Below are 26,142 nucleotides of genomic sequence, written 5' to 3' on the forward strand. Positions count from 1 at the left end.
TTCCGCGGCGGCGTAGCCGGGGAATGCGGGCGCTCTTGCTCCGGTTCGAGGAGATAGTTTATTCTTGAACTACCGACCAGCGAGGAGCACATCATGCCCGCCGTGACCGTCAGCGACATCACCGTCCTGCCCCGCATCAGCGAGCAGGACCCGGCCGTGGTGCGGGAGCGTGCCGTGAAGTCGGTGACGTCCGCGCCGAGCGGCTACGAAGGCGAGGGCTTCCCGGTGCGGCGCGCGTTCGCGGGCGTCGACCTGCGCGATCTGGACCCGTTCATCCACATGGACCAGATGGGCGAGGTCGAGTACGCGCCGGGTGAGCCGAAGGGCACCCCGTGGCATCCGCACCGCGGCTTCGAGACCGTCACGTACATGCTCGACGGCATCATGGAGCACCAGGACTCCACCGGCGGTGGCGGCGTGATCTCCAACGGGGACACGCAGTGGATGACCGCAGGCAGCGGCCTGCTGCACATCGAGACGCCGCCGGAACACCTCGTGGTGAGCGGTGGCCTGTTCCACGGCATCCAGCTCTGGGTGAACCTGCCCAAGGCGCTCAAGTGGGCGCCGCCGCGCTACCAGGACATCCGCGGCGGCGACTCCGCTCTGCTCTCCACTCCCGACGGCGGCTCACTGATCCGCGTGATCGCCGGCACGGTCGACGGCCACAACGGCCCCGGTTCGACCCACACGCCGATCACGCTCGTCCATGCCACGGTCAGCCCTGGTGCGGAAATGGTGCTGCCGTGGCAGCCGGACTACAACGCTCTCGTCTACGTCCTGGCCGGCCAAGGCACGGTCGGCGCCGACCGCCGCCCGATCCGCAAGGGCCAGTTGGCCGTCTTCGGCCCCGGCGACACCATCCGTACGGCGGCGAGCACGTCGCAGCCGCAGGCGGAGCCGAACCTCGACGTCCTGGTGATCGGCGGCCGCCCGATCCGCGAGCCGATCGCGATGGCCGGACCGTTCGTGATGAACACCCGCGCCGAGGTCATCCAGGCCTTCGAGGACTTCCAGGCCGGCAAGCTCGGCACCATCCCCGCGGTCCACGGCGCCCCGACCGAACTGCGCAGCACCGACTGACCCGCAGCTCCGACTAACCCTCGGGGTAGAACAAGAACAGCGTGCAGCCCTTCGCGGACTGCGGAACGTGCGACGACCCGGCCGGGGCGTGGATGAACGAACCGGCCGGGTAGTCGTGGGCGCCGTCGTTGAAGACGCCGTCGACGACGAACACTTCCTCGGGTCCGGGATCGTGGACGTCGATGCCTTCCCAGCGTGAGCCCGGGGCCATCTGCAGGACGAACGCCTTCGCGACCGCCCCGGACCAGAGCGGGCGCAGTCTGATGCCCGGAAAGAGTTCGCGGACCGGTGCGTCGTCGACGGACGCCCATTCGTAGTTCTCCATGCGTCTGATCCAACAGGTGTCCACAGCTTTGTCCCCAGTGTCTGGATAGTCTTGGTGCGGTACTTTTCTGCCATGCACCGGGTTGTCGCGCTGGTGACCGCGCCGCAGGCGAGTTTCGAGCTGGGCTCCGCCGCCGCAGTCTTCCGCGACGCGCCGTACCGGTTCGGTGTCTGTACCGAGCAGCCGGGAAACGTCCGCACCACCGAGGGTTTCGACATGGTCGTCACGTCCGGGCTGCGCGCGCTCGACCGGGCAGACACGATCGTGGTGCCGGGGTGGTTGCCGATCAACCGCGAGCCGACCCCGACCGTCGTCCGCGCACTCACCCGGGCCCATCGACGCGGCGCTCGGCTCGTCAGTATCTGCTCAGGTGCCTATCTGCTCGCCGCGGCCGGGTTGCTCGACGGGCGCCGGGCGGCCACGCATTGGCGGTACGCCGAGGAGCTGCAGCGCAGGTTCCCGGCGGTCAAGGTCGATCCGGACGTGCTGTACATCGACCACGGTGACGTGGCGACGAGTGGCGGGTCGGGGACCGGGATCGATCTGTGCCTGCACCTGGTGCGGAGTGATCAGGGCGCAGGGTATGCGGCGCGGGTCGCGGGGCGGATGGTGATGCCGCCGCATCGCGAAGGTGGTCAGGCGCAGTACCGCTCCGAGAGCCCGGGAAGCGCGGGAGGCTCAACTGACGGGGTGGGTGCCCTGCTGGCGTGGGCGGTGGAGCGGCTGGGGGAGCCCGTCACGGTCGACGATCTGGCGCGCCGCGGGAACGTGTCGGCGCGGACGTTGGCACGCCGGTTCGAGCAGCAGGTAGGCATGGCTCCGGGGCAGTGGCTGCTGGCGCAGAGGATCGCCAGGACACGAGTTCTGCTGGAGGAAACGGACCTTTCCGTCGAGGCCATCGCGCTCCGGGTCGGTCTTTCGTCGGCGACCAATCTGCGCCGCAGGTTCCGCGCCGCGCTGCACACCACCCCGAGCGCCTACCGGCGGGCCTATCGGGGCACGTAGTCGCCGGTGTCGTCGAGCGTGATGTAGTGCTCGATACGCGGGTCGTCCGGGTCCCCGCCGTACAGCTCGACGAAGCGCCGGGCGGCGGGCAGGCCGCCGTACTGCGGGTTGAGGCCGCCGCGGAGGCTCTTGAACATCAGCGCGAGATCCAGGTAGCGGTCGCCGACGCCGAGCCGACTGAGGTCGAGGAGGCCGGCGAAGCGGAGCGTTGCCGGGTCGATGAAGACGTTCGGCGCCGCGTAGTCCCCGTGCGTCACCGCGGAACCCGCACCAGGGAAGGGCGACGGGAACGGGCAGCCCGTCAGCTCGTCGAGGGCGCGAAGACCCGCGGCCAGAGCGGCCAGGACCGCGGGACGGTCCGCCGCAGGCCAGTCCTGCGAGGCGTCCCGGCCGGCGAGCTCCGTGGTCAGGAGCCAGTTGTGGCCTCGGTCAACGACGCGCGGGCAGGGAAACCCCGTCGAGGCCAGCCAGGACAACCGGTCAGCCTCGAGGTCCAGACCGGCTCCGGCCTTGTAGTACAGGCGTTCCCGGCCGCGGCTGAGCTTGACCACGGTCGCTCCGGAACAACCGACGTGGACCGGTTCGGCCTGCTGAGCGCCGAACCGGTCCTGGAGAGTCTGGAGATCCACTCAGCGAAGGTTACGGTGCAACGCCGAGATCAGCTCCCCATTTGTACTACTTCCTCGGCTGTAGGGCGGGCGTGCAGCCTCGACAGGAGGTGTCGGCCGCGTAGGTAGTGCACCTGAGCGTGAATCTGTCTGCGTGTACGGCGTCTCACAGCCGCACTACCTGTCCAGCATGCACACACAGTGCCGTCTAGGGTCGGCAGCATGACAACTGTTGCTGAGGATCTCGCGCCGGACGGCGTTCTGCGGGCCTCGATCAACCTGGGGAATCCGGTGCTGGCGCAGGGTACGGCGGCGGCGCCGAGCGGCGTCACGGTCGACATCGCGCGCGAGCTGGCGGGGCGGCTCGAGCTGCCGTTGGAGCTGGTCTGCTTCGACGCGGCCCGGAAGTCTTTCGAGGCGATGACCACCGGCCGGGCGGATCTCTGCTTCCTCGCGATCGATCCGGCGCGGGCGGCCGAGGTCGCGTTCACCGCGCCGTACGTCGTGATCGAGGGCGTCTTCGCCGTCCCCCGGGAGTCCGCGCTGACGACGGTTGCCGAGGTCGACGCGGCGGGTGTGCGGATCGGCGTGAAGCAGGGGTCGGCGTACGACCTCTACCTGAGCAGGACGTTGCGCGAGGCCACGGTCGTCCGCGGCGCGGAGGGCGTCGACGTCTTCCGGGCCGAGGGGCTGGAGGCGGCGGCCGGCATCCGTCAGCCGATCACCCGGTACGTCGCCGAGCACCCGGAGCTCCGCCTGATCGACGAGCGGTTCATGCAGATCCAGCAGGCTGTCGGCACCGCGAGGTCGAAGCGCCCCGAGACGGTTGCCTACCTCCACGACCTGATCGAGGACCTGAAGTCCTCGGGGTTCGTCGCCCGGTCCCTGGCGGCCTCCGGCCAGGCCGACGCCACCGTGGCTCCGGCGGTCTGAGCGAAGGAACCACGACGCTGTACGTCGACGGCAAGCCGGCGAGCTGGCGGGCCGGGCAGTCCGTCTCGCTGCGGTCCCAGCTCGTCGACGGCGCCGGCAACGTAACGGACCTGACCGTTATCAGTTCCTACAGATTGGGCTGATGCAACCCTGAAGGCCGGTTGCGGCGTCTAGCTGGTGCGCCGACAACCGACTTTTGGGGTGAGGCTGTGAGTTCGAGAAACATGCGCAGAGGAACGCCCGCGATCGCCGTCCTGGCGGTCGCGGGCTTTGCCGCCGGGGCCCTGACGCCTGCTCAGGCGGCGCCAACGGCACCCGTCGTTCCACCGGCCGGTGCCGGCAAGGACGTCAGCGTCACGCTGATCACCGGCGACCGGGTGCTGCTGCCCGGTGGCGACGTCGCCAAGCTGACCGTCGAGCCCGGCAAGGGCCGGGAGAACGTCGGCTTCGTCAAGCAACGGTTCCGGGACCACACGTACGTGATCCCGGCCGACGTCGGCAAGGACGTTGGAAGCGGCCGGATCGACCGCCGGCTGTTCGATGTCGCCGGCTTGGTGAAGGACAGGTACGACGACGCGTCGAGCAGCACGATCCCGGTGCTCGCGACGTACAGCGGTAACGCGAAGCGCGCCGTGCCCGCGGGTGCGAAGGTGCTTCGGCAGTTGCCGTCGATCAGCGGCGCGGCGATGAAGGTCAGCAAGAGCGGTGCGAAGGACTTCATCGGCTCCGCCGGGTTCAGCAAACTCTGGCTGGACGGGAAGCGGAAGGTGCTGCTGGACCAGTCCGTGCCGCAGATCGGCGGGCCGGACGCGTGGCAGGCCGGGTACACCGGCAAGGGGGTACCGGTGGCGGTCCTCGACACGGGCGTGGACGCGACACATCCCGATCTCGCGCCGCAGATCGCCGGCGCCAAGAACTTCACCACCGAGTCCGCCGACGACGTGGTCGGTCACGGCACGCATGTCGCGTCGACGATCGCCGGCACCGGCGCCGCGTCGGACGGGCGGTACAAGGGCGTCGCGCCGGACGCGAAGATCTACGACGGCAAGATCTGCGAGGTCTACGGCTGCGAGGAGTCCGCGATCCTGGCCGGCATGGAGTGGGCCGCGACCGAGGTCAAGGCGAGGATCGTCAACCTGAGCATCGGCGGTCCGGACACGCCCGAGCTCGACCCGCTCGAGGAGGCCGTGAACCGGCTGACCGCGCAGACCGGCGCCTTGTTCGTCGTCGCCGCCGGCAACAGCGGTCCCAGTGACGGGACGATCGATTCGCCCGGCAGCGCGGACGCGGCGCTCACGGTCGGCAACGTCACCAAGCAGGACGAGCTGAACCTGACGTCGAGCCGCGGCCCGCGGATCGGCGACAGTGCGGTGAAGCCGGACGTGACCGCGCCGGGCACCGACATCGTCGCGGCGAAGTCGAAGGACTCGTCGATCGGCGAACCGGTCGGCGACAAGTACCTGCGGCTGTCCGGTACGTCGATGGCGACGCCGCACACCGCCGGCGCGGCCGCGATCCTGCTGCAGGAACATCCCTCCTGGACGGCTGCGGAACTGAAGTCCGCGCTGATGGGATCGGCGAAGGTCGCGGCGGATCAGACCGCGTTCCAGCAGGGCGCCGGGCGGATCAACCTGACCACGGCGATCAAGCAGAACGTGGTCGCCGAGCCGGGCAGCGTGTCGTTCGGCCTCGCGGCGTACCCGCACGACGACGACCAGCCGGTCGCCCGCGAGGTGACGTTCCGGAACCTCGGCGACGACCCGGTCACGCTCGCGCTGTCCTCGGTCCTGACCGGCCCCGACGGCGCCGCGGCCCCGGCCGGTGCGCTCAAGCTCAGCGCCGACTCGGTCACGGTTCCGGCCGGTGGAACGGCGTCCGTACAGGCGACATCGGACACCACGCTCGGCGGGGCGGACGGGCTGTACAGCGGGCGGATCACGGCCACGGGCGGCGGCCAGACCGTCGTCGTACCGGTCGGGGTCGACAAGGAGGGTCCGTCGTACAACCTGACCGTCAAGATGGTGATGCGCGACGGCAAGCCCGACGTGGACTACCCGGTGAACGTGTTCGGTGTCGACACCGATGTGGTGTCGTTCATGAACATGCCGGACGCGACCGGCACGTACACCGTCCGGCTGCCGCAGGGGGAGTACACCGTCGACACGTTCCAGGAGTTCGAGCGCGGTCCGGAGGACTGGATCTTCTTCACGCTGGTCGCGCCGAGCGTGCAGCTGAACGCGGACCGGACCGTCGTGCTGGACGCGCGGAAGGCGGAGCCGATCACCACCTCGGTGCCGGATCCCACCGCGAAGCAGGCGAACTCGGGGATCGGGTTCGACCGGACGATCAAGAGCGGGCCGTACAGCTACGATGCGAGTGGCTTCAGATCCGGCGAGATGTTCACCTACAACGCCGGGCCGAAGCTGCCGGCCGACCAGCTCGTCGGACATGTGACGTCGCAGTGGGGCGTGCCCGGCGAGGACGGGCTGTACACCAACACGCCGTACCTGTACGGGATCGCGAACTACTTCCCCGGCGACTTCCCGACCGGTTTCGCCCGGTTGGTAAAGCAGTCCGATCTGGCGACCGTCGACGCGACGGTCAACTCCGCCGACGGCAAGCGGCTGTTCAAGATGCTGTTCCCGACCGGTCCGAACGGCGACAGCGGCTGGGCGCGGGTCATCCGCCTCGACCCGCCGCGGACCATCCGGTACTACGTCGACGAGACGCCGTACGGCTTCGGCGGCGCGACCGAGGAGGACACCGACGGCTCGGACTTCCCGTTCGGCAAGTGGTCGCTGGAAGGCAAGTCGGTGCCGTACAAGGCCGGGCGGTACTACCGGGAGCGGTGGAACGCGGCCGCGTTCGTGCCGTCGGTGTACGCCGCGACGCGGTCGGCGGGACAGCTCGGCATCTCGTTGTACTCGCTCACCGACGCGGACGGGCACGCCGGCCACATCGAGTTGACGGGCAGCACGAAGCTGTTCCGGGACGGGACCGAGGTCGGGTCCACGAACCGGTTCGGCTACGTCAGCGTCGCGGACCAGCCGGCGGGTAAGGCGTCGTACAAGCTGGTCACGACCGGCACGCAGCAGCTCTGGCCGTTCTCGACGCGGATGGACCTGGAGGCTACGTTCACGTCGTCCGCGGACCAGCGGAACATCCCGATTCACACGGTCGGCTTCCGGCCCGACGTGGACGGGAACAACACGATGGCCCGCACTCCGGTCACGACGCTGCCGTTCGAGGTCAAGGGCGGCGCGGTCGCGAAGGTGAAGATCGAGTACTCCGGTGACGCCGGGGCCACCTGGCGGCAGGCGCCGGTCGTGGGCGGGAAGGCGGTCTTCCCGACACCGGCCGGCAAGACCGTCTCGTTGCGCTCGACGGCGACGGACGAGGCCGGTAACACAACGACCCAGACCGTGATCGCCGCCTACAGCCTGCGGTGAGAACGGCAGCAGGCCCCCGGTGCGTAACCGGGGGCCTGCTGCGCTGTTCCGAGGACGAGGGTCAGCCGATCAGGCCGAGCTCCTTGACGGCGTCGCGCTCCTCGCCGAGCTCGGCGACCGACGCGTCGATCTTGCCGCGGGAGAACTCGTTGATGTCCAGGCCCTGGACGATCTCCCAGTTGCCGTCCTTGGTGGTCACCGGGAACGACGAAATCAGGCCCTCCGGCACGTCGTACGAACCGTCGGAGACGACCGCCATCGACAGCCAGTCGCCGTCGGCCGAACCCTTCAGCCAGTCGCGGGTGTGGTCGATGGTGGCGGCCGCCGCGGAGGCCGCCGAGGACGCGCCGCGGGCCTCGATGATCGCCGCGCCGCGCTTCTGCACGGTCGGCAGGAAGTCGTTCTCCACCCAGGCCTGGTCGTTGACGACCTCGGCCGCGTTCTTGCCGGCCACCTCGGCGTGGAAGATGTCCGGGTACTGCGTCGCGGAGTGGTTGCCCCAGATCGTGAGCTTCTTCAGGTCGGTGACGTGCGTGCCGGTCTTCTTCGCCAGCTGCGCCAGCGCCCGGTTGTGGTCCAGCCGGGTCAGCGCGGAGAACCGCTCGGCGGGGATGTCCGGCGCGTTGCTCTTCGCGATCAGCGCGTTGGTGTTCGCCGGGTTGCCGGTGACGGTGATCCGGACGTCGTCCGCGGCGTGCTCGTTGAGCGCCTTGCCCTGGACGGTGAAGATCGCGCCGTTGGCCTCCAGCAGGTCACCGCGCTCCATACCCTTGGTCCGTGGCCGCGCACCCACCAGCAGCGCGACGTTGACACCGTCGAAGACGACGTTCGGGTCGTCGCCGATCTCGATCCCGGCGAGCGTCGGGAAGGCCGAGTCCTCGAGCTCCATGACGACGCCCTCGAGCGCCTTCAGCGCCGGGGTGATCTCCAGCAGCCGCAGCTCCACCGGCGTGTCCGGCCCGAGCAGCGCCCCGCTCGCGATCCGGAACAGCAGGCTGTAACCGATATTCCCCGCGGCCCCGGTAACGGCCACCTTCACCGGTGTAGTGCTCACGACTCGCTCCTAGCTCATCCGATTGTGTCTTTCGGACGCTAGCAAGCCGAGTGTCGCAGCCCAACGCTGGGGCACCGCCTGATTGCTCACATCGCGGCCTGAAAAGATGGCCGGGTGGAGCGGCGGACCGGATCGGGCCTGGCGAGTGTCGAGGCGCAGCACGACGGGACGTTCGTGCTGCGGGTGGACGGATCGCCGCAGTCGCAGGTAGATCTCGCGGACCCGGGCAACCTGGCGTTCGAGTACATGCGCCGGATCGGTGACGTCGTGGACGCGGCCGCGCCGCGACGCCAGCCGGTCGCGGTGCTGCACGTCGGCGGCGCCGCGCTGAGCCTGCCGCGGTACGTCGCCGTGACCCGCCCGCGGTCCCGGCAGGTCGTGCTCGAACCCGACGAGGACCTGACCGACTTCGTCCGCGAGGCGCTGCCGCTGCCGAAGCGTTCCGGGATCAAGGTCCGCCCGGTCAGCGGCCGTGCGGGTATCACCGAGGTGTACGACGACTCGATGGACCTGGTGATCCTGGACGCCTTCGAGCACGAGGCCGTCCCGGCGAACCTGGTGACGGCGGAGTTCTTCGCCGAGTGCGCGCGGGTGCTGCGGCCGACCGGCGTCCTGGTCGCGAACCTGATCGACGGCAAAGCCGGCCTGCCGTTCATCCGCCGGACTGCGGCGACCGTTCAGGCGGCGATCGGGGCGGGCGTGGTGCTCGCGGAGCGGAAGATCCTGCGCGGCAAGGGATTCGGGAACGTGATCATGGTCGCGTCGCGGCAGCCGGTGCCCGACCTGACGGACGCGGGCCGCCGGGCGCAACCGCCGTACGACGTGATGCCGCTCGGCGAGCTCGCCGGCAAGGCGGCCCCGCTCACCGACGCGGAGGGCTACCTCACGCCGCGCGCACCGGCCTCGGTGTTCCGGAGCTGATCCGGTCGCGGCTGGTGCCGACTCGCTCGGCGCTCAGGCGGTGTGCGGCGCGGGCGACGGCCGACCGCTCCTCGGGCGTTGCCCCGACCGAGCGGACCAGGTGGTCGAGACGGTCCGGGCCGGCTCTCCGAGTGCCTTGGAACCAGGCCTGGATCGTCGTGCGGGGGATTCCGGTCTCCTGCTCCAGCGCTCGGAGCGAGCGCGGGCGCGCGAGGGCGGCGACAGCTGCCCCCAGATCTTCGAGGGACTCGGCGCTTTCCAGCAGCAGCACGATGTCGCGCGGGTCGCGGCTCGCCTGCTCCCAGCGCCGGCGCCAGACGGGCATCAGGTCCGCCGGGACGCCGCAACCCCGCAGATAGGCCGCTGTCACGTCCCACGTCGGCAGTTGCTTGCCGCTGGTCGCGCGGATCAGCTGTGGATGCGAGTAGTGCGCACGCTCGGCCAGCCGGCGGTAACTGAGGCCCGCGTGCCGACGTACCTGTTGCAAGGCAGCTGTGAAGTCCTCCACGTGTTCAAACATAACTCAACACGTTTCAACAGAGCAAGGGCAGTTAGGCTTGAGCCTGTGTCTGTCGTGAAGGTTGCTGCCCTGGCCTACTACCCGGTGAAGGGCCTCGCCGGGATTTCCGTCGAGACCGCTGAGGTCGGATCGACCGGATTGCTGAACGACCGGTTGTTCATGCTCGTCCAGCCCGACGGGACATTCCTCAGCCAGCGCAAGCTGCCGGCGATGGCGACGCTGCATGCCGAGGTGGCCGGTGACGCGCTCCGGCTGTCGGCGCCGGGCGCGCCGGACCTCGAGATCGGGATCCGGTACGACGGGAAGCGGCGCGACGTCAGCCTCTTCGAGAAGTGGTTCGGGCTCGGCGTGGTCCAGGACCCGGCCGCCGACGAGTGGTTCACCGAGCGGCTCGGCACCCCGGCGGCGCTCGTCCGGGTGACACCCGAGCACGAGCGGCCGGGGTGGGGCGCGCATCGCGGGCTGACCGGCTTCGGCGACGCACATGCGCTGATGATCACGTCGCAGTCGTCACTCGACGGGCTGAACGCCCGCATTCTCGAGCGGGGCGGCGACGCGATCCCGATGAACCGTTTCCGGCCGAACCTGGTGGTCTCCGGCTGGGACGAGCCGCACACCGAGGACCGGGTGCTCCGGATGACCGCCGGTGAGGTCGGGATCGGGTACTCCGCGCGCGGCATCCGCTGCGCCGTCCCGACCGTCGACCAGGCGACCGGCGCCAAGTCCGGGCCGGAGCCGACCCGGACGCTGGCGACGTACCGCCGCGAGCCCGCCTACGGCGGCGGGGTGAGCTTCGGCGTCAAGGCCGCAGTGCTTGCCCCGGGCACCATTCGGGTCGGTGACGAGATCGTCGTCCAGGAGTGGATCCCGGAGGGCGCCGACCCGGCGCCCGCGACGCGCGGCTAGCAGGCGACCCGGTAGCGGCCGGTGACGGCCTTGTAGGTGCAGGTGTCGAAGGTCTTGCCGTCCGGCGTCTGGAAACGGGCGGTGTCGCCGGTGTTGTTCCAGATGTACCAGCTCTGGTTCCAGTACAGCGTGAGCGCGCGGTTGCGGTTCTTGCCGGTGCGGACGATGACCGTCGACTGCCCCGGCAGGACATAGCCGCGCGGGAACACGAACAGGTGGTTGGCGGCGTCCAGCACGCGGAAGCCGGACAGGTTGATCGGCCGCGAGCTGATGTTGCGCACGGTGAAGAACTCGTTGTTCAGCTGGGCGTTCGTCCGGACGTCGGCGCCCGGCGGGTCGTACTGGATGCCGCTCAGGACCACGGTGATCGCGGCGTCGGCCTGCAGTGGTGCGAGAAGCGCCGAACCAGCCAGCACCACAGCGGCCGTGGCAGCGGAAAAGAGCGTGCGGAAGCGTCGTACGAACAAGGAATTCCCCCTTGGCAGTGGGCCGACGTCCCCCCGGCCCGATGAACACGAACTGCCGGTTCCCCCCGGCGGTCGCACACGCTATCCGTCACGCTCCGTGCTCGTCAAGTGCTCAATCAAGGGCGGTCGCGACACCGTGCTCGAGGAGCTTCACGCGGTCGGACAGGCCGGCTTCTGCGAAGGCGGCTGCGAACTGGTCGGGGCCTTCGGTGAAGTGGGCCCAGCCCTCGGTGTGCACCGGTACGACGACGGCGGCGGCGAGCAGGCGCGCGGCCTCGACCGCGTCGGCGGACGTCAAGGTCAGGTTGGCTCCGTCGAGCAGCGTGGTGCGTGCGGCGCCGGCGAACAGGACCGCCACGTCGATCGGCGCGAACCGGTCGGCGATCTCCTTCACCAGGCCGAGCGACGCGTTGTCGCCGGAGACGTACACGGTCGGCAGTCCGTCTCCCTTCAGCACGAACCCGGTGACCACGCCGAGGACCTCCTCCGCACCCTCCGGCCCGTGCAGCGCGGGTACGCCGGTCACCGTGATCACGCCGCCGTCCGGACGCGGCAGGTCGACCGACTCCCAGTTCGCCAGGCCGCGGACGCCGGAGATGCGGGTGGCCGCGTCCGGCGTCGAGAGCACCGTCGGGATGCCGGCCAGCAGGGCGCGCCCGGCGTCGTCGAGGTTGTCCTTGTGCTGGTCATGCGACACCAGGACGACGTCGACCGGGCCGAGCTCCGCGGCCGGGATCGCCGGTCCGGTGAGCTTCTTCATCACCCTGCCCGGGAGCTGGTACTCCCGGGGCTCGTCGAACGCGGGATCGATCAGGAACGTGAGGCCGCCGAGGTTCAGGACGGCGGTCGGGCCGCCGATGTGCGTGATCTTCATGGCCACGATCCTCCGGCCTGGCGGCCCGTCCCGCCATTGGCCCGGGAGCCATAGTTTCCGAAGATCGGGCCATACTGTTCTCATGCGTACTGTCGCGGTCCTCGCCTATCCCGGGATGAGCCCGTTCCACCTCTCCGTGCCGTGCCTGGTCCTCGGCGAGCGCCGCGGCCTGCCGGACCGGTACGACGTACAGGTGTGTGCCGAGCAGCCCGGGTCGTTTCCCACCAGCGCCGGGTTCGGGATCTCGGTGGACCGCGGGCTCGAGGTGATGGAGCGCGCCGATGTCGTGGTGCTGCCGAGCTGGGAGCCCGGGCTGGTCGCGTCCGACGTACTGCTGGACGCCATCCGGCGGGCGCACGCGCGAGGTGCGACCGTGGTCGGGCTGTGCCTCGGGGCATTCCTGGTCGCGGAGAGTGGGATCGCGGCGGGACGTGAAGTCGTCACGCACTGGCGGTTCGCGGACGAGCTGCGGTCGAGGTATCCGTCGCTGAACGTGCGGGCGGACGTGCTGTGGTCGGATCAGGGGGATCTGGTGACATCCGCCGGCACGGCGGCCTCGCTGGACTGCTGCCTGCACCTGGTGCGGACGCATCTCGGGGTCGAGATGGCCGAGAAGGTTGCCCGCGACATCGTGGTCGCGCCGCACCGGAGCGGCTCGCAGGCGCAGTACATTCCGGTGCCGGTGCCGCCGGACCCGGCCGACGACGTGATCGAGAAGGCGATGGTGTGGGCGCGGGCGCGACTCGACCAGCCGGTCTCGCTCGACGAGTGGGCGGGGGCGGTGGCGATGTCCCGGCGTACCTTCACCCGGCAGTTCCGGGCGCGGACCGGAAGCTCGGGGCAGGCCTGGCTGCTGCGGCAGCGGCTGGACCGGGCGCGGTTGTTGCTGGAGACAACGGATCTGCCGGTCGAGCGGGTGGCCGCGGAGAGCGGGTTCGGGAGCAGCGACGCGTTACGGCATCACTTCCACGGCTTGCTGGGGACGACGCCGCAGCGGCATCGGCAGGAGTTCTACAGCAGCACGAGCAGGATGTAGATCACCGGCGCCGCGAACGTGACGAGCAGGATCCAGGCCATCATCCGGTGCGCCGGCTTGCCGCGGTCGAGCGAGGACGCGAACGACAGCACCGCGCCCTCCTCGGTGTGCCGGCTCAGCCCCATCCGCCTGGCCTCCTCGGGCCGCGGATCCGGCCGCTCCGCCGCCAGCGCGTCCGGATGAATCCCGAAATGCGCCGGCTCCACCCGATCCACGTCATCACGCTCGGAAAACATCCAGCCTCCCCCGGGTTGGTGGACCAGGTCGCCCAACCATGGTCGCACCAACAGGGAGGAATCGTGCGCGGGTTACTACGAGAAGTTCGCCACCCAGACGTTGCGGTCGGTGCAGAAGAGCAAGAGCGTGCACCGCTCGGCCGTACCGAACCCGACGCCGAGCGTGGTCAGCCCGCAGTTCAGAACCGTGCCCTTGCTGTCCGCCATCAGGTCGTCGTAGGCCTGCTGGGCGTTCATCTTGTCGCCGCCGGCCCCGACCTGCGATCCGGACGAGTCGTTCATCCCGCTGCCGGTCTTTGACCGGCTGCTTGCTGTCCCTCTTGCGCTGGTGGTCAGGCTCGGGTCCTGCTTCAGCGGAGCACAGCCGTTGTCAGCGCGCGCGTTGTCGATCATGTCGAACAACTGCTTCTCGTTGGGCGCCATACCGCCGTCGACCGGTGGTGGGGTCGTGGTCGTCTGCGTCGGGCCGGGTGTGGTGACCGTGCGACCCGGCGACGTGGGAGCCGTGGTGGGGTCGGACGTCGGGGCCGAGGTCGGTGCGACCGTGGGGGTGCGGGTCGACGACTTGGTCGGCTTGTCGGTCGGGGTGTCCGTCGGGCTCTCGGTCGGCGTGGTCGAGGGGGTGGCCGACGGGGTGCTGGTCGGGGTCGCCGACGGGGTCGCCGTCGGTGGGACGGTGACCTTGGCCGACGGGGTGACCTTGGCCGCCTTCGTGGTCGGGGTGATGTAGGTGTCGTCGGTGCGCGTGACGATCGGCACCGACGCGTCGGCCTCGTCGTTCTGCGGCTGGTGCAGCAGGATCCACGAGATCGGCGTGATCACCAGCACCACGGACGCGATCGCGATCACCGCTCGCCGCCCCCGCGAAGCCCGCTCAGCCGCCGCCGACCGGGCCGCGGCCCGCCGCCCCGGCCCACCGCTGCCGGGCCCCGAACCCCCACGTCCAGCAGCACCGCGCCCGGAGCCACCCGCAGCAACATGCGCGGCAGAGTCGTCTCCACCCGCCGCGTACGCGCCGAGCCTCACCGCACCATCCCGCCCGCCGGCACCCGACCGGTCAGCCCCGAGCCCAGGTGCCCCGATGCCACCGTCAGCCCGCGCGCCTGCAGCCGAGTCCGCACCGAACGCGGCTCCGCCCGCGCCAGCCGCGGTTCGCGTGCCTGCGCCCGAGTGGTCTGCGCCGAGGCCGGCCTCACCGACGCCAGTGGCAGCCCGCACGTCTTTGGTCGAGTGGCCCGCCCCGAGCGCAGTTCCGCCCCCGGCAGCAGTAGGCCGGTCTGCGGTGGAGTGGTCGGCGGCGAGCGCTGCCGCGTCAATCCGGGCAGCGGACCGGCGACCGACATTGGCCAGATCATCAGCAGCCGCAGCGGCACCGCCTGCGCGACCTGCGCCCGGGTCGGTCGCGAGGCCGGAGCCGGTCGACAGACCCGCACGGCCTGCGCCGCCTGCGCTCGGGTCGCTCATGAGGCCGGAGCCGCCGGTGCCGGTCGACAGGCCTGTGCTGCCTGCGCCCGCGCGGCTCGAACTGTCCTTGGTGGTTGGGCGGTCTTCGGGGCGTTTGGGGGTGGCCAGCGAGGCCCAGTCGTCGACGGCTCGGCGGGAGGACCAGGTGCCGGCGGTTTCGCCGAGGGGAGCGGGGGACTCGGCGCGGGCTGCGCGGCGGGCGCGGCTCGGGGTTTCGGTGTCGCCTGCGAGGGACTGCTCGACCCACGACGGCGTACCACCGGCAGGTCGCCGGTTCGCCGTACCGGGGGTGGACTCCTCGGCCGGCCGCGTGGGCAGGCCGGAGGTGGTGTCAGGCGCGGTGTAGCTGGGGAGGGCACCGCGAGCGGCGTACTGGGGCGTGGCAGGGCGCGACTGGTTGCCGTTGGCCCAGAACGGGGACTCGCTGGACGAGCCGCCCTTCGGCGCGCTCGCCCAGAACGGCGACTCGTCGCTGGTCCGCGGCGCGTAGCGCGGCGGCTCGGGCGGAGCGGCCGGGGCGGACGGGGTGGATTCCGCGGGCGGAGTGGACCGGTTGCCGGACCGCGTCGAGCGGGACGCCGCTCGGGTCGCCTTCCGGCGCGGTTTGTACCGGCCGTTGCCGGACTCGGACATTATTTCGTTGTTCCCTTCAAAGTCGCGCCCCCAAGACGTTCCTCGTCAGCTCGAGACGCCTCACCAGCCGTCTCACCGGAGCCCCCCAGGAACGTCCGGCAACATGACAAGGACGGATCTACCCGCCGCGACCGACCGCGAACCGGCCGGACATTGTGACCTTGGGACAACGTTCCGGCCACACTCGGTGTTCTAGGCACAATGACAACCATGTCGGCCCGGGCCTCAGCTTCGGCCGAAGTCCTGGACCCAGCTGCCGGGTCCCCAGTCCGACCGCACCCGGCCGGGGTCGTACCCGATGCCGATCGAGGTGAATCGGCAGTTCAAGATGTTCTTGCGGTGCCCGTCGCTCTGCATCCAGGCGGCGACCACCTTCTGCGCGCTGTCGTAGCCGGCGGCGATGTTCTCGCCCCAGCTCGACCCGCGGTACCCGGAGGCCGCCATCCGGTCGCCCGGGTCCTGTCCGTCAGGATTCGTGTGGTCCAGGTAGTGCCGCCGGACCATGTCCGACGCGTGCTTGCCGGCGGCCTCGACGAGCGCGCTGTCCAGCCGGAGCGGGCCGCAGCCCTGCTGCTCCCGGATCTGGTTCGTGTACTCGAGGACCTGCCGCTCCTGCGTGTTCGTCCCGCCGCCGCTCGTCGGCGGCTCCGGGGTGTCGCTCGGGGTCGGGCTGGTGCTCCGGGACTTGGTCGGCGAGCTGGTCGCGGTCGTGGTCGCTGTCTTCGTCGGCCGCGGCCGGCCGGTCTCCGTCTCCGTACTGCGCGGCGTGGTCGGCCGCACGGTCACGGTGGTCACGCCGACGGTGGGTGCCGTCGGCGTGCTGAGCGCGCTGCCGGGCGTGTCACTCGGCGTACCCGAGACGGTCGGTGTGCCGGTCGTCGTGGAGTTCGCGGCACCGCCGAGGGCCGGCGTACCGACCACGGCAGTGGTGGTACGGCCGTTCGGCAAGGTCTTGGTGATGGTGATCAGCGGGGTGCCGGCCGTCGTACCCTCGACCGCCGAGCCACCGTCGACGCGGCTCTCCTCGGAGACGTTCAGGACCTTCCCGGCGTCGTCGACCCGGGACGTGTCGCGAGACATCAGCCAGACCACTGGGCCGATCGCGACCAGGACCGAGAGCGCGCTGACGATCGGGCCGACCAGGCCACGGCTCCTGCGGGGAGCTCGTCTACTGCCGCGGTGCCGCCGGGGGGTAGGCGAATCCGTCATGGGATGGGCGAATCCTCTTCGTTTTTCGTACCGAGTTGCGCGTCGTTCCCCGTGTTACAGCCAGGTCCCCCCTGGTCACCGAACAGCGACCTTAACCGACGCGCGAGGTCATCGTTACAGAGCCGATGACCCTCTTAACGAATCCTGAAGAAAACGATTGACTGAACTCACCGGTCACCCGCCGAAATCTTGCACCCAGCTGCCGTTGCCCCACTCCGGCTTCACCTGGCCGGGGTCGTAGCCGATGCCGATCATCGTGTACTTGCAGTTCAGGATGTTCTCCCGGTGCCCCTCGCTGTTCATCCAGCCCTGCACGACCGCGGCCGCGGTGGAGTAACCGACGGCGATGTTCTCGGCCATCGCGCCGCCGCGGAATCCGGCCGCCTTCATCCGGTCGAACGGGGTGCGGCCGTCCAGGCTGTCGTGCGCGAAGTAGTGCTGGTCCACCATGTCGGCCGCGTGCGCCTCGGCGGCCTGGGTGAGGGCTTTGTTGGTCCGCAGCGGCCCGCAGCCGGCCTTCGCCCGCTCCTGGTTGGTCAGGTCCAGGACCTGCGACTCGGCCGGCCCCGATCCGCCGACGGGCTTGGAGGTCTTGGTCGTCCTGGTCGGCGTCGGGGTCGCGGAGCGCGTGGGCGTCGGTGACGACGTGCTGGGCCTGGGCGTGCCGCCCCGGCTCGGCGCCGTCGTCGAGCGCGTCGGCCGCGGCGTCAGGCTCCTGGTGGTGGTCGGGGTTTGGGACGGGGTACGGCGAGGTGTGTACGACGGACTCGTCGGACGGACCGGGGTCGTCGACGGGGCGTCGTCGGCAGCGGTCGTCATCGTCGTGACGGGCGTCTCCTGGCTCGTCACCTTGCTGTCCGTAGTACGCATGACGAACCACCCGACCCCGGCCATCAGGGCAAGAGCCGACAAGGAGGCGAGGAGCGGACCCACCACGCCGTTGCGCGTGGGACGTCTGTGGTTCGTCATGCTGTGCAGCCTTGCCCAGGCAAGAGCTTGCCAACTCCTGCGAAGACCGCGCTTTACAACGGTTTGACTATGGCAATCGTTTGAATGTCAGCGGGAGCGCGCGATGACGATGTCGGAGATGACCTTCCAGCCGAGGCTGCGGTACAGCCGCAGGCCGTCGATGGACGCGATCAGGATGCCGCGTTTGGCGCCCTTCGCGGCGGCCGCCTCGACCAGCGACGCCATCACCGCACTGCCGAGTCCGCGCCGGCGGTGCGCCGGGTCGGTCTCGATCCGGTCCGCGACCGCGTCCTCGCCGACGACTGCCATCCGGCCGCTCGACACCACCCCGCCGTGCATCGTGGCGCGGGTAATGATCAGGTCGTCCTCGAGCTCGGTGTGCAGCGCGTAGCGGTCCTGCAGCTTCAGCGCCGGCTGCTCCGAGAGCTGGATCGTCATCAGCCAGTCCTGGTCCTGCTGGACCTCCAGGCCGAGATTCTCCAGTTGCTCGATCCGGGCCTCCTTGTCGTCGGTGGCCAGCGTGATCCAGCCCGAGCCGCGCCCGCCGCCGTCGGCGAGGGCCAGCTGGGCGGCTCGTTCCACCCGCTCCGGTTTGTTGTCGGCATCCAGTACGACGTACTCCGTCGGCCGGCTCTCCTCACCTGCCCGGACGATCAGGATGCCGTCGTTGTCCTCCTCAACCGTGGTCCAGCCCCGCGAGACGGACCACCCGGCCTGCCAACGGCGGACGAGTTCCTCACGATCTCTCACCCGTCGATTCAAGCAGCCCGATCGCGCCACGGCGAGGGGAACCGGTGTCGTTTGTCACCAACTGGCCGTAAACCAGTGCCTCCAGCCGGTCACCACTACCGCCTTGACGTCTGAGGGGTCAACCCCGCAGCTGGTGGGTTGCGGCCTCGGATTTTCGGGGGTCAACCCGCCTGCTCAGGGGTTGACCCCTGAGATGTCAGCGGCGGGTGCGGTACTCGTCGGTGAGCAGGTCGTAGGTGAGGAGGTTGTCGTAGCTGCCGTCGCGGCGCCGGTCGGCGCGGCGCTCGTTGCCGACCCGGGTGAAGCCGTTGGCCTCGGCAACGTGCGCGGACGCGGTGTTCCCGTCGGCGCATTTCACCACCAGCCGGCGGCGGCCGAGACCGCCGTCCTCGATCGGCCGGAACGCGTGCGCGATCACCCGCTCGACGGCGCTCGACATCACCTTGCGGCCGCGGGCGTCCGGGTGCATCCAGTACCCGAGCTCGCCGACCGTCTTGTCCATCCGGTGGTTCATCCCGAAGACGCTGACGTTGCCGAGCAGCTCGTCGGTCACCGCGTCGGCGACCGCCCACGCCACGGCCTCACCGTCGGCCGCGGCGGCCGGCCGGCTGTTGATGAAGCCCTTGGCGTCGTCCAGCCCGTACGGCGAGGGCATGCCGGTCAGCCACTGCTGCGTCCGCTCGTCGCCGCACGCCTCCATCACCCGTTGCGCGTCCGATTCCCGCAGCGGCCGCAACCGGATCGCGCCGCCGTCGAGCACCGGCACCGTCCACCAGTTGCCGCGCGGCTCGAGCTCGTCGTCGCGGCCGATCGACGCGACCCACTCGTCCTTGCGGACGCCGCGCGACACCCCGCCGCCCGGAATCGTCACCAGGCCGTGGAATCCGGTCTTCCAGGCGACCCGCCGGCTCGCGAAGTTCCCGACGTACGCGCGCCAGATCACCCGGTCCCAGCCGAGCCCGTCGAACGCGTGCCGCACCACGAGCCGGAGGGCGCGCGTCATCACCCCGTGGCCGCGGACGTCCGGCGACACCGCGAAGCCGACCTCGCCGACCCCGCCCTCGCCGTCGCGCAGGTCGACGGTGCCGACGTACGTCCCGTCGTACTCGATCGCCCACGCCCACGAGGTGTTCTCGCGCCAGCCGGCCGGGATGATCTCGGTGAGATAGCCGACCGCGTGCTCGTGCAGGTACGGGACCGGGATGGTGGTCCACTGCTGCATCACCGGGTCCTGGCACATCCGGTACGCCGGCTCGACGTCGTCCGCCGTGTGCGCACGCAGGGTCACCACGCCGTCGGTCAGCTCGGGGACATCCTCGGGAAATCGCATGCTCCAGCGTGACGCGCTGCCACCGGCCGGGCAACACATTTCCCTGACAGGGGGACGTTCCGCGATTAGGCTGGGAGGCGTGAACGCAGCCGGAGCAGAACCGCCACGCGGCCGCGGCGGCCAGTTGGCCGCCCAGCGGCAGGCCACGATCGTTGCCGAGGTCAACAGTCGGGGCGCGATCACGGTGGCCGAACTGGTCGACCGGTTCGGCGTCTCGGACATGACGATCCGGCGTGACCTGGACGCCCTGGACTCCAGCGGCCTGCTGCACAAGGTGCACGGCGGCGCCACCTCGGTCGGCCTGCGCAGCGCGCACGAGCCGGGGTTCGACGCCAAGCTCACCCAGGAGTCCGCGGCCAAGCAGGCGATCGCGGCCGAGGCCGCCACCCGGGTCCAGCCGGACAGCGCGATCGGCATCGGCGCCGGTACGACGACGTACGCGCTGGCCCGTCAGCTGCTGCGGGTGGAGAACTTGACAGTTGTCACGAACTCGGCGCGGATCGCCGACGTGTTCCACGGCAACGGGCGCTCGGACCGCACCGTCGTGCTGATCGGCGGCATCCGGACGCCGTCGGACGCGCTGGTCGGGCCGATCGCGACCGCGGCCCTGGCGTCGCTGCACCTGGATCTGCTGTTCCTCGGCGCCCACGGCGTCGACGCCGAGCACGGGCTCAGCACGCCGAACCTGATGGAGGCCGAGACCAACAGGTCGTTCATCGCGGCGAGCCGTGAGGTCGTCGTGGTCGCGGACCACACCAAGTGGGGCACTATCGGTCTCAGCACCTTCGCGACCTGGTCCGACCTGGACGTGATCGTCACCGACGACGGTCTGTCGACCGCGGCCCGCAAGGCCATGCGGGACACGGGCTGCGATCTGGTGATCGCTAGCTGATCCGGGAGGCTCCTGCCGACGGGGTCGCGGCGAGCGAGGTCGGTGCGGTGAATCCCTGCTCCGCGAAGGCCTTCTCGATCGCCGCCAGCACGGAGTCGGCCGTCGCGGTCTCGACCAGCGCGATGATGCAGCCGCCGAAACCGCCGCCGGTCATCCGCGCGCCTAGGGCGCCGGCCTCGAGCGCCGCGTCGACCGCGACGTCCAGCTCGGGGACGGTGACCTCGAAATCGTCGCGCAACGAGACGTGCGAGGCGGTGAACAGCGGCCCGACGTCGCGCAGCCGGCCGGCGCGCATCAGCGCGATCGCGTCCTCGGTGCGCTTGATCTCGGTCACCACGTGCCGGACGCGGCGCCGGTCGACGTCGTCGTCGAGGCGCGCGAGCGCGGCGTCGAGCCCGTCGTAGTCCACCGAACGCAGGGCCGGTACGCCGAGTGCGGCCGCGGCGTGCTCACAGCTCTTCCGGCGCGCGGCGTACTCGCCGTCGGCGTGCCGGTGCGGCGCCTTCACGTCCACCACGAGCAACCGCAGGCCGTCGGCCTCGGGGTCGAACGGGATCTGGTCCAGCGCGCCGGAGCGGATGTCGAAGGCGAGCGCGTGACCGGCCGTGCAGCACATCGACGCGGTCTGGTCCATCAGGCCGACGGGCGCGCCGACGTACTGGTTCTCGGCGCGTTGGGCGAGCCGGGCCACCTCGGCCGGGTCGATCTCCACGTCGACGAGGCCGAGCAGCGCGACGGCGGTCGCGCAGAGCAGCGCCGCGGACGACGACAGACCCGCACCCGAGGGCAGGTCGGACTCGAAGTGCAGGTTCGCGCCGCCGATCGGGTAGCCGGACTCGCGCAGGACCCAGGCGGCGCCCGCCGGGTACGCCGCCCAGTCGCCGACCGAGTGCGGTGCGAGGTCGTCGAGCGCGAACTCGACCACGCCGGTGTGACCGCCGGACGTGACCGCGACCCGGCCGTCGGTGCGCCGGGCGGCGGTCACCACGATCTGGTTCGGCAGGGCGATCGGCAGCACGACGCCGTCGTTGTAGTCGGTGTGCTCGCCGATCAGGTTGACCCGGCCGGGGGCCCGCCAGCTGCCGTCGGGCGCAGTGCCGAAAACGTCCTGAAAGCTCACGAGCCAACCTTCCGCAGGGTCTCGGCCACGTCCTCGGGGCGGGTGTCGCTGATGAACGCGCCCATGCCGGACTCGGAGCCGGCCAGGTACTTGATCTTGTCCTTGGCCCGCCGGATCGACAACAGCTCCAGGTGCAGGTAACCGAGCTCGCGGTCGATCCGGACCGGGGCCTGGTGCCAGGCCGCGATGTAGGGCAGCGGCTCGCCGTACAGGCCGTCGAAGCGGCTCAGGACGTCGAGGTACAGCTCCGCGAAGTCGTCGCGCTCGCCGACCGAGAGCTCGTCGATACCACCGACCTGACGGTGCGGGTACAGGTGCACCTCGACCGGCCAGCGGGCAGCCTCGGGCACGAACGCGGTCCAGTTGCCGTTCTCCGCGACGACCCGGGTGCCCTCCTTGCGCTCGGCGGCCAGCACGTCGGCGAACAGGTTGCTGCCGGCAACTTCCTGGTGCTTGCGCGCCTGCGCCATCAGGGTGCGCATCCGCGGCGGGAGGAACGGGTAGGCGTAGATCTGGCCGTGCGGGTGGCTGAGCGTCACGCCGATCTCACGGCCCCGGTTCTCGAACGGGAAGACCAGTTCGACGTCGTCGCGGGCGCCGAGCTCGGCGGTCCGGTCGGCCCAGGTGTCGACGACCAGCCGGGCCTGGCCCTGGGAGAGGTCGGTGAACGACTGGTTGTGGTCGCTGGTGAAGCACATCACCTCGGTCCGGCCCGGGCCGGCGAAGGACGGGAACCGGTTCTCGAAGACCGCGACGTTGTAGTCGTGGTCCGGGATCTCGGTCGGGTTGCCCGGCTTGCTCGCGCACAGCGGGCACTGGTCGGCCGGCGGCAGGTAGGTGCGGGTGTTGCGGTGGGTCGCGTAGGAGATCACGTCCCCGGTGAGCGGATCGGTGCGCAGCTCGATCTGCGGTTGCGGGGCCGGCAGCCCGCGGGTGTCCTCGAGCGGCACCCGGGCCGGCGCGTCGGCCGGGTCGTAGTAGATCAGCTCGCGGCCGTCCGACAGTTTGGTGTCGGTACGGCGGACGCCGCGGGGTGTGTTCATCGTGTGACCCTCCCGGCCGTACGACGCGTCCGGCCAGGAATCATCGTAAACCAACAAACTCGAACATGCACGGTAGGACTGCCCACCGCTAGAGTTGGTAGATGGACGACTACGCCCAACGCCCGCCCTCTCGCCTGTCGACGAGAGGGCGCTAGGAAACCCCACCCATGAACGACACCCTGCTCAACATCGTCCTGATCCTGGTCTTCGTGCTGATCGGCGGGGTCTTCGCCGCGGCCGAGATGGCCCTGGTCTCGCTCCGCGAAAGCCAGCTCAAGGCGCTCTCGCACCGCGGCCGGCGCGGCGAGATCGTCGCGAAAGTGGCCGCCAACCCGAACCGGTTCCTGTCCGCCGTGCAGATCGGCGTGACCCTGATGGGCTTCCTGTCCGCGGCCTTCGGCGGCGCGACGCTGGCCGACGGCCTCTCGCCGAAGCTGCAGCAGCTCGGACTGCCCGAGTCGGTGTCCGACACGGTCGCGCTGGTGCTGATCACGATCCTGATCTCGTACGTGTCGATCGTGCTCGGCGAGCTGGCCGCCAAACGCCTGGCGCTGCAGCGGGCGGAAGGATTCGCGCTCGCCCTCGGGCCGCTGGTGGACCGGATCGCGTCCGGCGCGCGGCCGGTGATCTGGCTGCTGTCGAAGTCGACCGACCTGGTGGTCCGCGCGCTCGGCGGCGACCCGAACGCGAACCGTGAGGTGATGACCGACGAGGAGCTCCGCGACCTGGTCTCGGCGCACGAGTCGCTCGGCGAGGAGGAGCGCAAGATCGTCGACGACGTCTTCGAGGCCGGCAGCCGGCAGTTGCGCGAGCTGATGCTGCCGCGCACCGAGGTGGACTTCGTCGACGCGGAGATGCCGGCGTACAAGGCCGTCAAGTTCGCCGCCGAGCGGCCGCACTCGCGGTACCCGGTGATGAACGGCTCGGCCGACGACATCGTCGGGTTCGTGCACGTCCGGGACCTGTTCGACCCGGCGGTCGCGACCCGTTCGGTGCGGGTCGGCGACCTGGCGCGCGAGGTGCTGATGCTGCCGGACACCGCGAAGCTGCTGCCGACCCTGACCGAGATGCGCCGCCGCAGCACGCATCTGGCGATCGTGCTCGACGAGTACGGCGGCACCGCCGGCATCGTCACGCTGGAGGACCTGGTCGAGGAACTGATCGGCGACATCAAGGACGAGTACGACGAGGAGGCGGCCGAGACCACCCGGCTGCGCAGCGGCGACATCGAGGTCGACGGCCTGCTGAACCTCGACGACTTCGCCGACGCCACCGCGATCGAACTCCCCGACGGCCCGTACGAGACGGTCGGCGGCTTCCTCGCCGCGCGGCTCGGGAAGGTTCCGTCCACCGGCGACGAGGTCGCGTTCGAGACCCACACCCTGACCGTGACCGAGATGGACGGCCGCCGGGTCGCGCGGGTCCGGCTGCACCGGGTCAAGCCGGCTGAGGAAGAACAGCTTCCGGCCGCGGCGCCAGCATCCGCCGCCGACTGAGGACGACGAGCCCGCCGGCGACGTACCCGAGGCCTTGGACGACGAGGACCGGGATGATGCCGACGGCGTCGCCGAGGAAGCCGGCCGCGGCGATCCCGACCAGGACCGCGACGCTCTCGGCGGCGCCGACCGCGCCGAAGATACGGCCGCGGGTGCCGTCGACGGTGAGGTTCTGGAAGACCGTCATCATGCCGGCGACGGTGAGCGCACCGGGCAGGCCGACGACGATCATGCAGGCGAACGCGGGAATCACACTGCTGGACACCAGCGGGTAGAGGAACAGAGCGGTGTCGATCAGGCCGAAGGCGAGCGCGCCGATGCCCCACAGGGTCGCCGCCGGCCACCGCGATCCGATCGCGGCGGCGACCAGGCCGCCGATGATCCCGCCGATTGCCTGCGACGACACGATCAGGCCGTACACCTTCCCGTCGCCGCCGACCTCGGCACTGACGAACGGCGCGAACAGTGTGCTCATGACGCCCTCGCCGACCCCGGTGACCAGGCAGAACACGAAGAGCAGCCGCATCGCAGGACCTTCGACACACAGCCGCAGCCCCTCGGTCCACTCGTCCTTGAGCCGCTTGATCGCGCCGCCCGCGGTCTCCTCCTTCGGCTCGGGCCGCTGCTGCCGATGCCGCATCGCGGCGACCAGGCCGACCGCGATCAGGAACGTCGCGGCGTCCCCGAGCGCCAGCAGCGTCAGCCCGCCGGCGGCCGCCAGCACACCGCCGAGCGCGGCGCCGATCAGCCGGGCGAGATCGCGGATCTGGCTGTTCAGCGCGTTCGCGGTCACGAGTTGCTCGGAGTTCACCAGGACCGGGACCAGCGACTGCTCGGCCGGCGTGAAGAACTGCTGCAGACAGCTCTGCGCGAGGACGACGCCGTACACGATCCAGATCGTGCTCGCGTCGTGGACGACGACCAGCGGGACCAGGACGAGCGCGTTCAGCACGTTCGTCACGATCATGGTGGTCCGCTGGTTCCAGCGGTCGACGAAGACGCCGGCCAGCGAGCCGAGCAGGACGGCCGGCAGGAACGACGCCAGCAACAGGCCGCCGGACGCGAGCGTCGAGCCGGTCAGCACGTACACCTGGAACGCGAGTCCGGTGCGCAGCAGCCAGTCGCCGATCAGCGAGATCAGACCCGCGCCGAGCATCAGCCGGTAGTCGCGCTGCCGCGCGAGGACGCCCCACAAGTCCTTCATCGCTCCTCCTGCTCCGGTGAGATGGTGAGGATCTGGGTCAACGAGACATGCCGGCTGCCCGGCGGGCGGGTGGACTTGTCGTCGATGGGCCGCTCGTCGACCCAGCGCTGCAGCAGCGCGTCGATCTGCCCGACGAGTTCGGCGAGCTCCTCGCCGGTCAGGTAGATCCCGGTCTGGCCGATGCCGGAGTTGTCGCGCCACACCGGGTCCTCGTGCAGTCGTTGCTGCTGCCATTTCGCCAGGTCGTCGAGGGCGCGCTCGGCCATCAGCTGCTCGAGGACCTCGGCCGCCGCGGCGCCCTCGGGTGTCCGCATCGCGTCCCGCCAGGACTGCGACGTCGAGACCAGGCGCCACGGCCGCTCGCGGTTGTCCTTGCCCGGAGCCGGCTCGACGAAGTCGTACTTCGCGAGCTGCCGCAGGTGATGGGAGGCCAGCGCCTGGCTGATCCCGAGATGCCGCGCGGCCTCTGCCGCGGTCATCGGGCCCTCGCGGCCCAGCAGCGACCGCAGGTCGAGCCGGACGGGGTGCGCCATCGCCCGGATCGCCAGCGGGTCACTCAGCAGCCGCGTCCGCCGCGGATCCTTTTCCAAAGACATGCTTGGAATATGCGCCAGGCCA

Annotated in this window: 25 protein-coding genes; 9 read left to right on the forward strand and 16 right to left on the reverse strand. The window is 70.4% G+C overall.

Annotation, left to right across the window (positions count from 1 at the left end):
* The first annotated feature begins 93 nt into the window (after window positions 1-93).
* Window positions 94-1,080, forward strand: coding sequence for a pirin family protein (locus ABZX12_RS23335; RefSeq protein WP_355696190.1), 987 nt, complete (start codon window positions 94-96; stop codon window positions 1,078-1,080).
* A gap of 13 nt (window positions 1,081-1,093) precedes the next feature.
* Here the strand turns inward: ABZX12_RS23335 and ABZX12_RS23340 are convergent, their stop codons facing one another.
* Window positions 1,094-1,405: a cupin domain-containing protein gene (locus ABZX12_RS23340; RefSeq protein ID WP_355696192.1), complete on the reverse strand. Its 312-nt coding sequence runs from the start codon at window positions 1,403-1,405 to the stop codon at window positions 1,094-1,096.
* Window positions 1,406-1,477: 72 nt separating this feature from the next.
* On the opposite strand from ABZX12_RS23340, the gene ABZX12_RS23345 reads away from it, so the two are divergent.
* A complete protein-coding gene (locus ABZX12_RS23345; protein ID WP_355696194.1) occupies window positions 1,478-2,410 on the forward strand; it encodes a helix-turn-helix domain-containing protein in 933 nt (310 codons plus the stop codon).
* On the opposite strand, the gene ABZX12_RS23350 is transcribed toward ABZX12_RS23345, so the two are convergent.
* Window positions 2,395-3,039, reverse strand: a complete 645-nt coding sequence (locus tag ABZX12_RS23350) for a phosphotransferase (protein WP_355696195.1) — start codon at window positions 3,037-3,039, stop codon at window positions 2,395-2,397. The genes ABZX12_RS23345 and ABZX12_RS23350 overlap by 16 nt on opposite strands.
* A 201-nt stretch (window positions 3,040-3,240) precedes the next feature.
* On the opposite strand from ABZX12_RS23350, the gene ABZX12_RS23355 reads away from it, so the two are divergent.
* Together ABZX12_RS23355 and ABZX12_RS23360 are read left to right on the forward strand one after the other, a co-directional pair.
* Window positions 3,241-3,951 (forward strand): transporter substrate-binding domain-containing protein, encoded by a 711-nt coding sequence (locus tag ABZX12_RS23355; protein ID WP_355696197.1) that lies wholly within the window; start codon window positions 3,241-3,243, stop codon window positions 3,949-3,951.
* A gap of 209 nt (window positions 3,952-4,160) precedes the next feature.
* The gene (locus tag ABZX12_RS23360; protein ID WP_355696199.1) at window positions 4,161-7,400 is read left to right on the forward strand and encodes a S8 family serine peptidase; all 3,240 of its coding nucleotides are present in this window, start codon (window positions 4,161-4,163) and stop codon (window positions 7,398-7,400) included.
* A gap of 61 nt (window positions 7,401-7,461) precedes the next feature.
* On the opposite strand, the gene ABZX12_RS23365 is transcribed toward ABZX12_RS23360, so the two are convergent.
* The gene (locus ABZX12_RS23365) at window positions 7,462-8,454 is read right to left on the reverse strand and encodes a malate dehydrogenase (protein ID WP_355473860.1); all 993 of its coding nucleotides are present in this window, start codon (window positions 8,452-8,454) and stop codon (window positions 7,462-7,464) included.
* A 114-nt stretch (window positions 8,455-8,568) separates the two neighbouring features.
* Here ABZX12_RS23365 and ABZX12_RS23370 point away from each other — a divergent pair, with 114 nt between their 5' ends.
* A complete protein-coding gene (locus ABZX12_RS23370) occupies window positions 8,569-9,375 on the forward strand; it encodes a fused MFS/spermidine synthase (RefSeq protein WP_355696200.1) in 807 nt (268 codons plus the stop codon).
* Here the strand turns inward: ABZX12_RS23370 and ABZX12_RS23375 are convergent.
* Entirely contained in the window at window positions 9,338-9,883 is a 546-nt protein-coding gene (locus ABZX12_RS23375) for a helix-turn-helix transcriptional regulator (RefSeq protein WP_355696202.1), read from the reverse strand. The genes ABZX12_RS23370 and ABZX12_RS23375 overlap by 38 nt on opposite strands.
* A 57-nt stretch (window positions 9,884-9,940) precedes the next feature.
* Here ABZX12_RS23375 and ABZX12_RS23380 point away from each other — a divergent pair, with 57 nt between their 5' ends.
* On the forward strand, window positions 9,941-10,801 hold the full coding sequence (locus ABZX12_RS23380; RefSeq protein ID WP_355696204.1) for an MOSC N-terminal beta barrel domain-containing protein: 861 nt from the start codon (window positions 9,941-9,943) through the stop codon (window positions 10,799-10,801).
* Here the strand turns inward: ABZX12_RS23380 and ABZX12_RS23385 are convergent.
* Both ABZX12_RS23385 and ABZX12_RS23390 read right to left on the reverse strand, forming a co-directional pair.
* Window positions 10,798-11,268: a lamin tail domain-containing protein gene (locus ABZX12_RS23385; protein WP_355696205.1), complete on the reverse strand. Its 471-nt coding sequence runs from the start codon at window positions 11,266-11,268 to the stop codon at window positions 10,798-10,800. The genes ABZX12_RS23380 and ABZX12_RS23385 overlap by 4 nt on opposite strands.
* A 112-nt stretch (window positions 11,269-11,380) precedes the next feature.
* On the reverse strand, window positions 11,381-12,142 hold the full coding sequence (locus ABZX12_RS23390; protein WP_355696207.1) for an MBL fold metallo-hydrolase: 762 nt from the start codon (window positions 12,140-12,142) through the stop codon (window positions 11,381-11,383).
* An 82-nt stretch (window positions 12,143-12,224) separates the two neighbouring features.
* Between ABZX12_RS23390 and ABZX12_RS23395 the strand changes: the two genes are divergently transcribed.
* Entirely contained in the window at window positions 12,225-13,178 is a 954-nt protein-coding gene (locus tag ABZX12_RS23395) for a helix-turn-helix domain-containing protein (protein ID WP_355696208.1), read from the forward strand.
* Here the strand turns inward: ABZX12_RS23395 and ABZX12_RS23400 are convergent.
* The 6 genes from ABZX12_RS23400 to ABZX12_RS23425 all read right to left on the reverse strand — a co-directional run bounded on the left by ABZX12_RS23400 (window position 13,154) and on the right by ABZX12_RS23425 (window position 19,769).
* Entirely contained in the window at window positions 13,154-13,414 is a 261-nt protein-coding gene (locus tag ABZX12_RS23400) for a hypothetical protein (RefSeq protein ID WP_355696210.1), read from the reverse strand. The two genes, ABZX12_RS23395 and ABZX12_RS23400, sit on opposite strands and share 25 nt — an antisense overlap.
* Before the next feature lie 75 nt (window positions 13,415-13,489).
* A complete protein-coding gene (locus ABZX12_RS23405; protein WP_355696212.1) occupies window positions 13,490-15,511 on the reverse strand; it encodes a hypothetical protein in 2,022 nt (673 codons plus the stop codon).
* 225 nt (window positions 15,512-15,736) lie between these two features.
* Window positions 15,737-16,720, reverse strand: a complete 984-nt coding sequence (locus ABZX12_RS23410; protein WP_355696214.1) for a CAP domain-containing protein — start codon at window positions 16,718-16,720, stop codon at window positions 15,737-15,739.
* A gap of 174 nt (window positions 16,721-16,894) precedes the next feature.
* Window positions 16,895-17,590 (reverse strand): CAP domain-containing protein, encoded by a 696-nt coding sequence (locus ABZX12_RS23415; RefSeq protein WP_355696216.1) that lies wholly within the window; start codon window positions 17,588-17,590, stop codon window positions 16,895-16,897.
* Window positions 17,591-17,776: 186 nt separating this feature from the next.
* Window positions 17,777-18,439, reverse strand: coding sequence for a GNAT family N-acetyltransferase (locus tag ABZX12_RS23420; RefSeq protein WP_355696217.1), 663 nt, complete (start codon window positions 18,437-18,439; stop codon window positions 17,777-17,779).
* Window positions 18,440-18,635: 196 nt separating this feature from the next.
* Window positions 18,636-19,769, reverse strand: coding sequence for a GNAT family N-acetyltransferase (locus ABZX12_RS23425; protein WP_355696219.1), 1,134 nt, complete (start codon window positions 19,767-19,769; stop codon window positions 18,636-18,638).
* 79 nt (window positions 19,770-19,848) lie between these two features.
* Between ABZX12_RS23425 and ABZX12_RS23430 the strand changes: the two genes are divergently transcribed.
* The gene (locus tag ABZX12_RS23430; protein ID WP_355696221.1) at window positions 19,849-20,661 is read left to right on the forward strand and encodes a DeoR/GlpR family DNA-binding transcription regulator; all 813 of its coding nucleotides are present in this window, start codon (window positions 19,849-19,851) and stop codon (window positions 20,659-20,661) included.
* Here the strand turns inward: ABZX12_RS23430 and galK are convergent.
* Window positions 20,654-21,781 carry a galactokinase gene (galK, locus tag ABZX12_RS23435; protein WP_355696223.1) on the reverse strand — a complete coding sequence of 376 codons (1,128 nt, stop codon included), beginning with the start codon at window positions 21,779-21,781 and terminating at the stop codon, window positions 20,654-20,656. The genes ABZX12_RS23430 and galK overlap by 8 nt on opposite strands.
* The gene (gene galT / locus ABZX12_RS23440) at window positions 21,778-22,824 is read right to left on the reverse strand and encodes a galactose-1-phosphate uridylyltransferase (protein ID WP_355696225.1); all 1,047 of its coding nucleotides are present in this window, start codon (window positions 22,822-22,824) and stop codon (window positions 21,778-21,780) included. Before galT ends, galK begins: the two co-directional genes overlap by 4 nt.
* Window positions 22,825-22,991: 167 nt before the next feature.
* Here galT and ABZX12_RS23445 point away from each other — a divergent pair, with 167 nt between their 5' ends.
* Window positions 22,992-24,320: a hemolysin family protein gene (locus ABZX12_RS23445; RefSeq protein WP_355696226.1), complete on the forward strand. Its 1,329-nt coding sequence runs from the start codon at window positions 22,992-22,994 to the stop codon at window positions 24,318-24,320.
* On the opposite strand, the gene ABZX12_RS23450 is transcribed toward ABZX12_RS23445, so the two are convergent.
* Together ABZX12_RS23450 and ABZX12_RS23455 are read right to left on the reverse strand one after the other, a co-directional pair.
* Window positions 24,262-25,524: an MFS transporter gene (locus tag ABZX12_RS23450; RefSeq protein ID WP_355696228.1), complete on the reverse strand. Its 1,263-nt coding sequence runs from the start codon at window positions 25,522-25,524 to the stop codon at window positions 24,262-24,264. The genes ABZX12_RS23445 and ABZX12_RS23450 overlap by 59 nt on opposite strands.
* Window positions 25,521-26,120: a helix-turn-helix domain-containing protein gene (locus tag ABZX12_RS23455; RefSeq protein ID WP_355696230.1), complete on the reverse strand. Its 600-nt coding sequence runs from the start codon at window positions 26,118-26,120 to the stop codon at window positions 25,521-25,523. Before ABZX12_RS23455 ends, ABZX12_RS23450 begins: the two co-directional genes overlap by 4 nt.
* Window positions 26,121-26,142 lie beyond the last annotated feature (22 nt).

The organism is Kribbella sp. NPDC003505, assembly GCF_040610875.1.
Classification (GTDB): Bacteria; Actinomycetota; Actinomycetes; order Propionibacteriales; family Kribbellaceae; genus Kribbella.

What these genes read in the sequence shown, in the direction of transcription:
- ABZX12_RS23400 (WP_355696210.1), bottom strand. Translation starts at nt 13,414, where the DNA reads ATGTTTTCCGAGCGTGATGACGTGGATCGGGTGGAGCCGGCGCATTTC.
- ABZX12_RS23390 (WP_355696207.1), bottom strand. Translation starts at nt 12,142, where the DNA reads ATGAAGATCACGCACATCGGCGGCCCGACCGCCGTCCTGAACCTCGGC.
- galT (WP_355696225.1), bottom strand. Translation starts at nt 22,824, where the DNA reads ATGAACACACCCCGCGGCGTCCGCCGTACCGACACCAAACTGTCGGAC.
- ABZX12_RS23425 (WP_355696219.1), bottom strand. Translation starts at nt 19,769, where the DNA reads ATGCGATTTCCCGAGGATGTCCCCGAGCTGACCGACGGCGTGGTGACC.
- ABZX12_RS23415 (WP_355696216.1), bottom strand. Translation starts at nt 17,590, where the DNA reads ATGCGTACTACGGACAGCAAGGTGACGAGCCAGGAGACGCCCGTCACG.
- ABZX12_RS23410 (WP_355696214.1), bottom strand. Translation starts at nt 16,720, where the DNA reads ATGACGGATTCGCCTACCCCCCGGCGGCACCGCGGCAGTAGACGAGCT.
- ABZX12_RS23405 (WP_355696212.1), bottom strand. Translation starts at nt 15,511, where the DNA reads ATGTCCGAGTCCGGCAACGGCCGGTACAAACCGCGCCGGAAGGCGACC.
- ABZX12_RS23335 (WP_355696190.1), top strand. Translation starts at nt 94, where the DNA reads ATGCCCGCCGTGACCGTCAGCGACATCACCGTCCTGCCCCGCATCAGC.
- ABZX12_RS23340 (WP_355696192.1), bottom strand. Translation starts at nt 1,405, where the DNA reads ATGGAGAACTACGAATGGGCGTCCGTCGACGACGCACCGGTCCGCGAA.
- ABZX12_RS23445 (WP_355696226.1), top strand. Translation starts at nt 22,992, where the DNA reads ATGAACGACACCCTGCTCAACATCGTCCTGATCCTGGTCTTCGTGCTG.
- ABZX12_RS23395 (WP_355696208.1), top strand. Translation starts at nt 12,225, where the DNA reads ATGCGTACTGTCGCGGTCCTCGCCTATCCCGGGATGAGCCCGTTCCAC.
- ABZX12_RS23345 (WP_355696194.1), top strand. Translation starts at nt 1,478, where the DNA reads ATGCACCGGGTTGTCGCGCTGGTGACCGCGCCGCAGGCGAGTTTCGAG.
- ABZX12_RS23355 (WP_355696197.1), top strand. Translation starts at nt 3,241, where the DNA reads ATGACAACTGTTGCTGAGGATCTCGCGCCGGACGGCGTTCTGCGGGCC.
- ABZX12_RS23450 (WP_355696228.1), bottom strand. Translation starts at nt 25,524, where the DNA reads ATGAAGGACTTGTGGGGCGTCCTCGCGCGGCAGCGCGACTACCGGCTG.
- ABZX12_RS23455 (WP_355696230.1), bottom strand. Translation starts at nt 26,120, where the DNA reads ATGTCTTTGGAAAAGGATCCGCGGCGGACGCGGCTGCTGAGTGACCCG.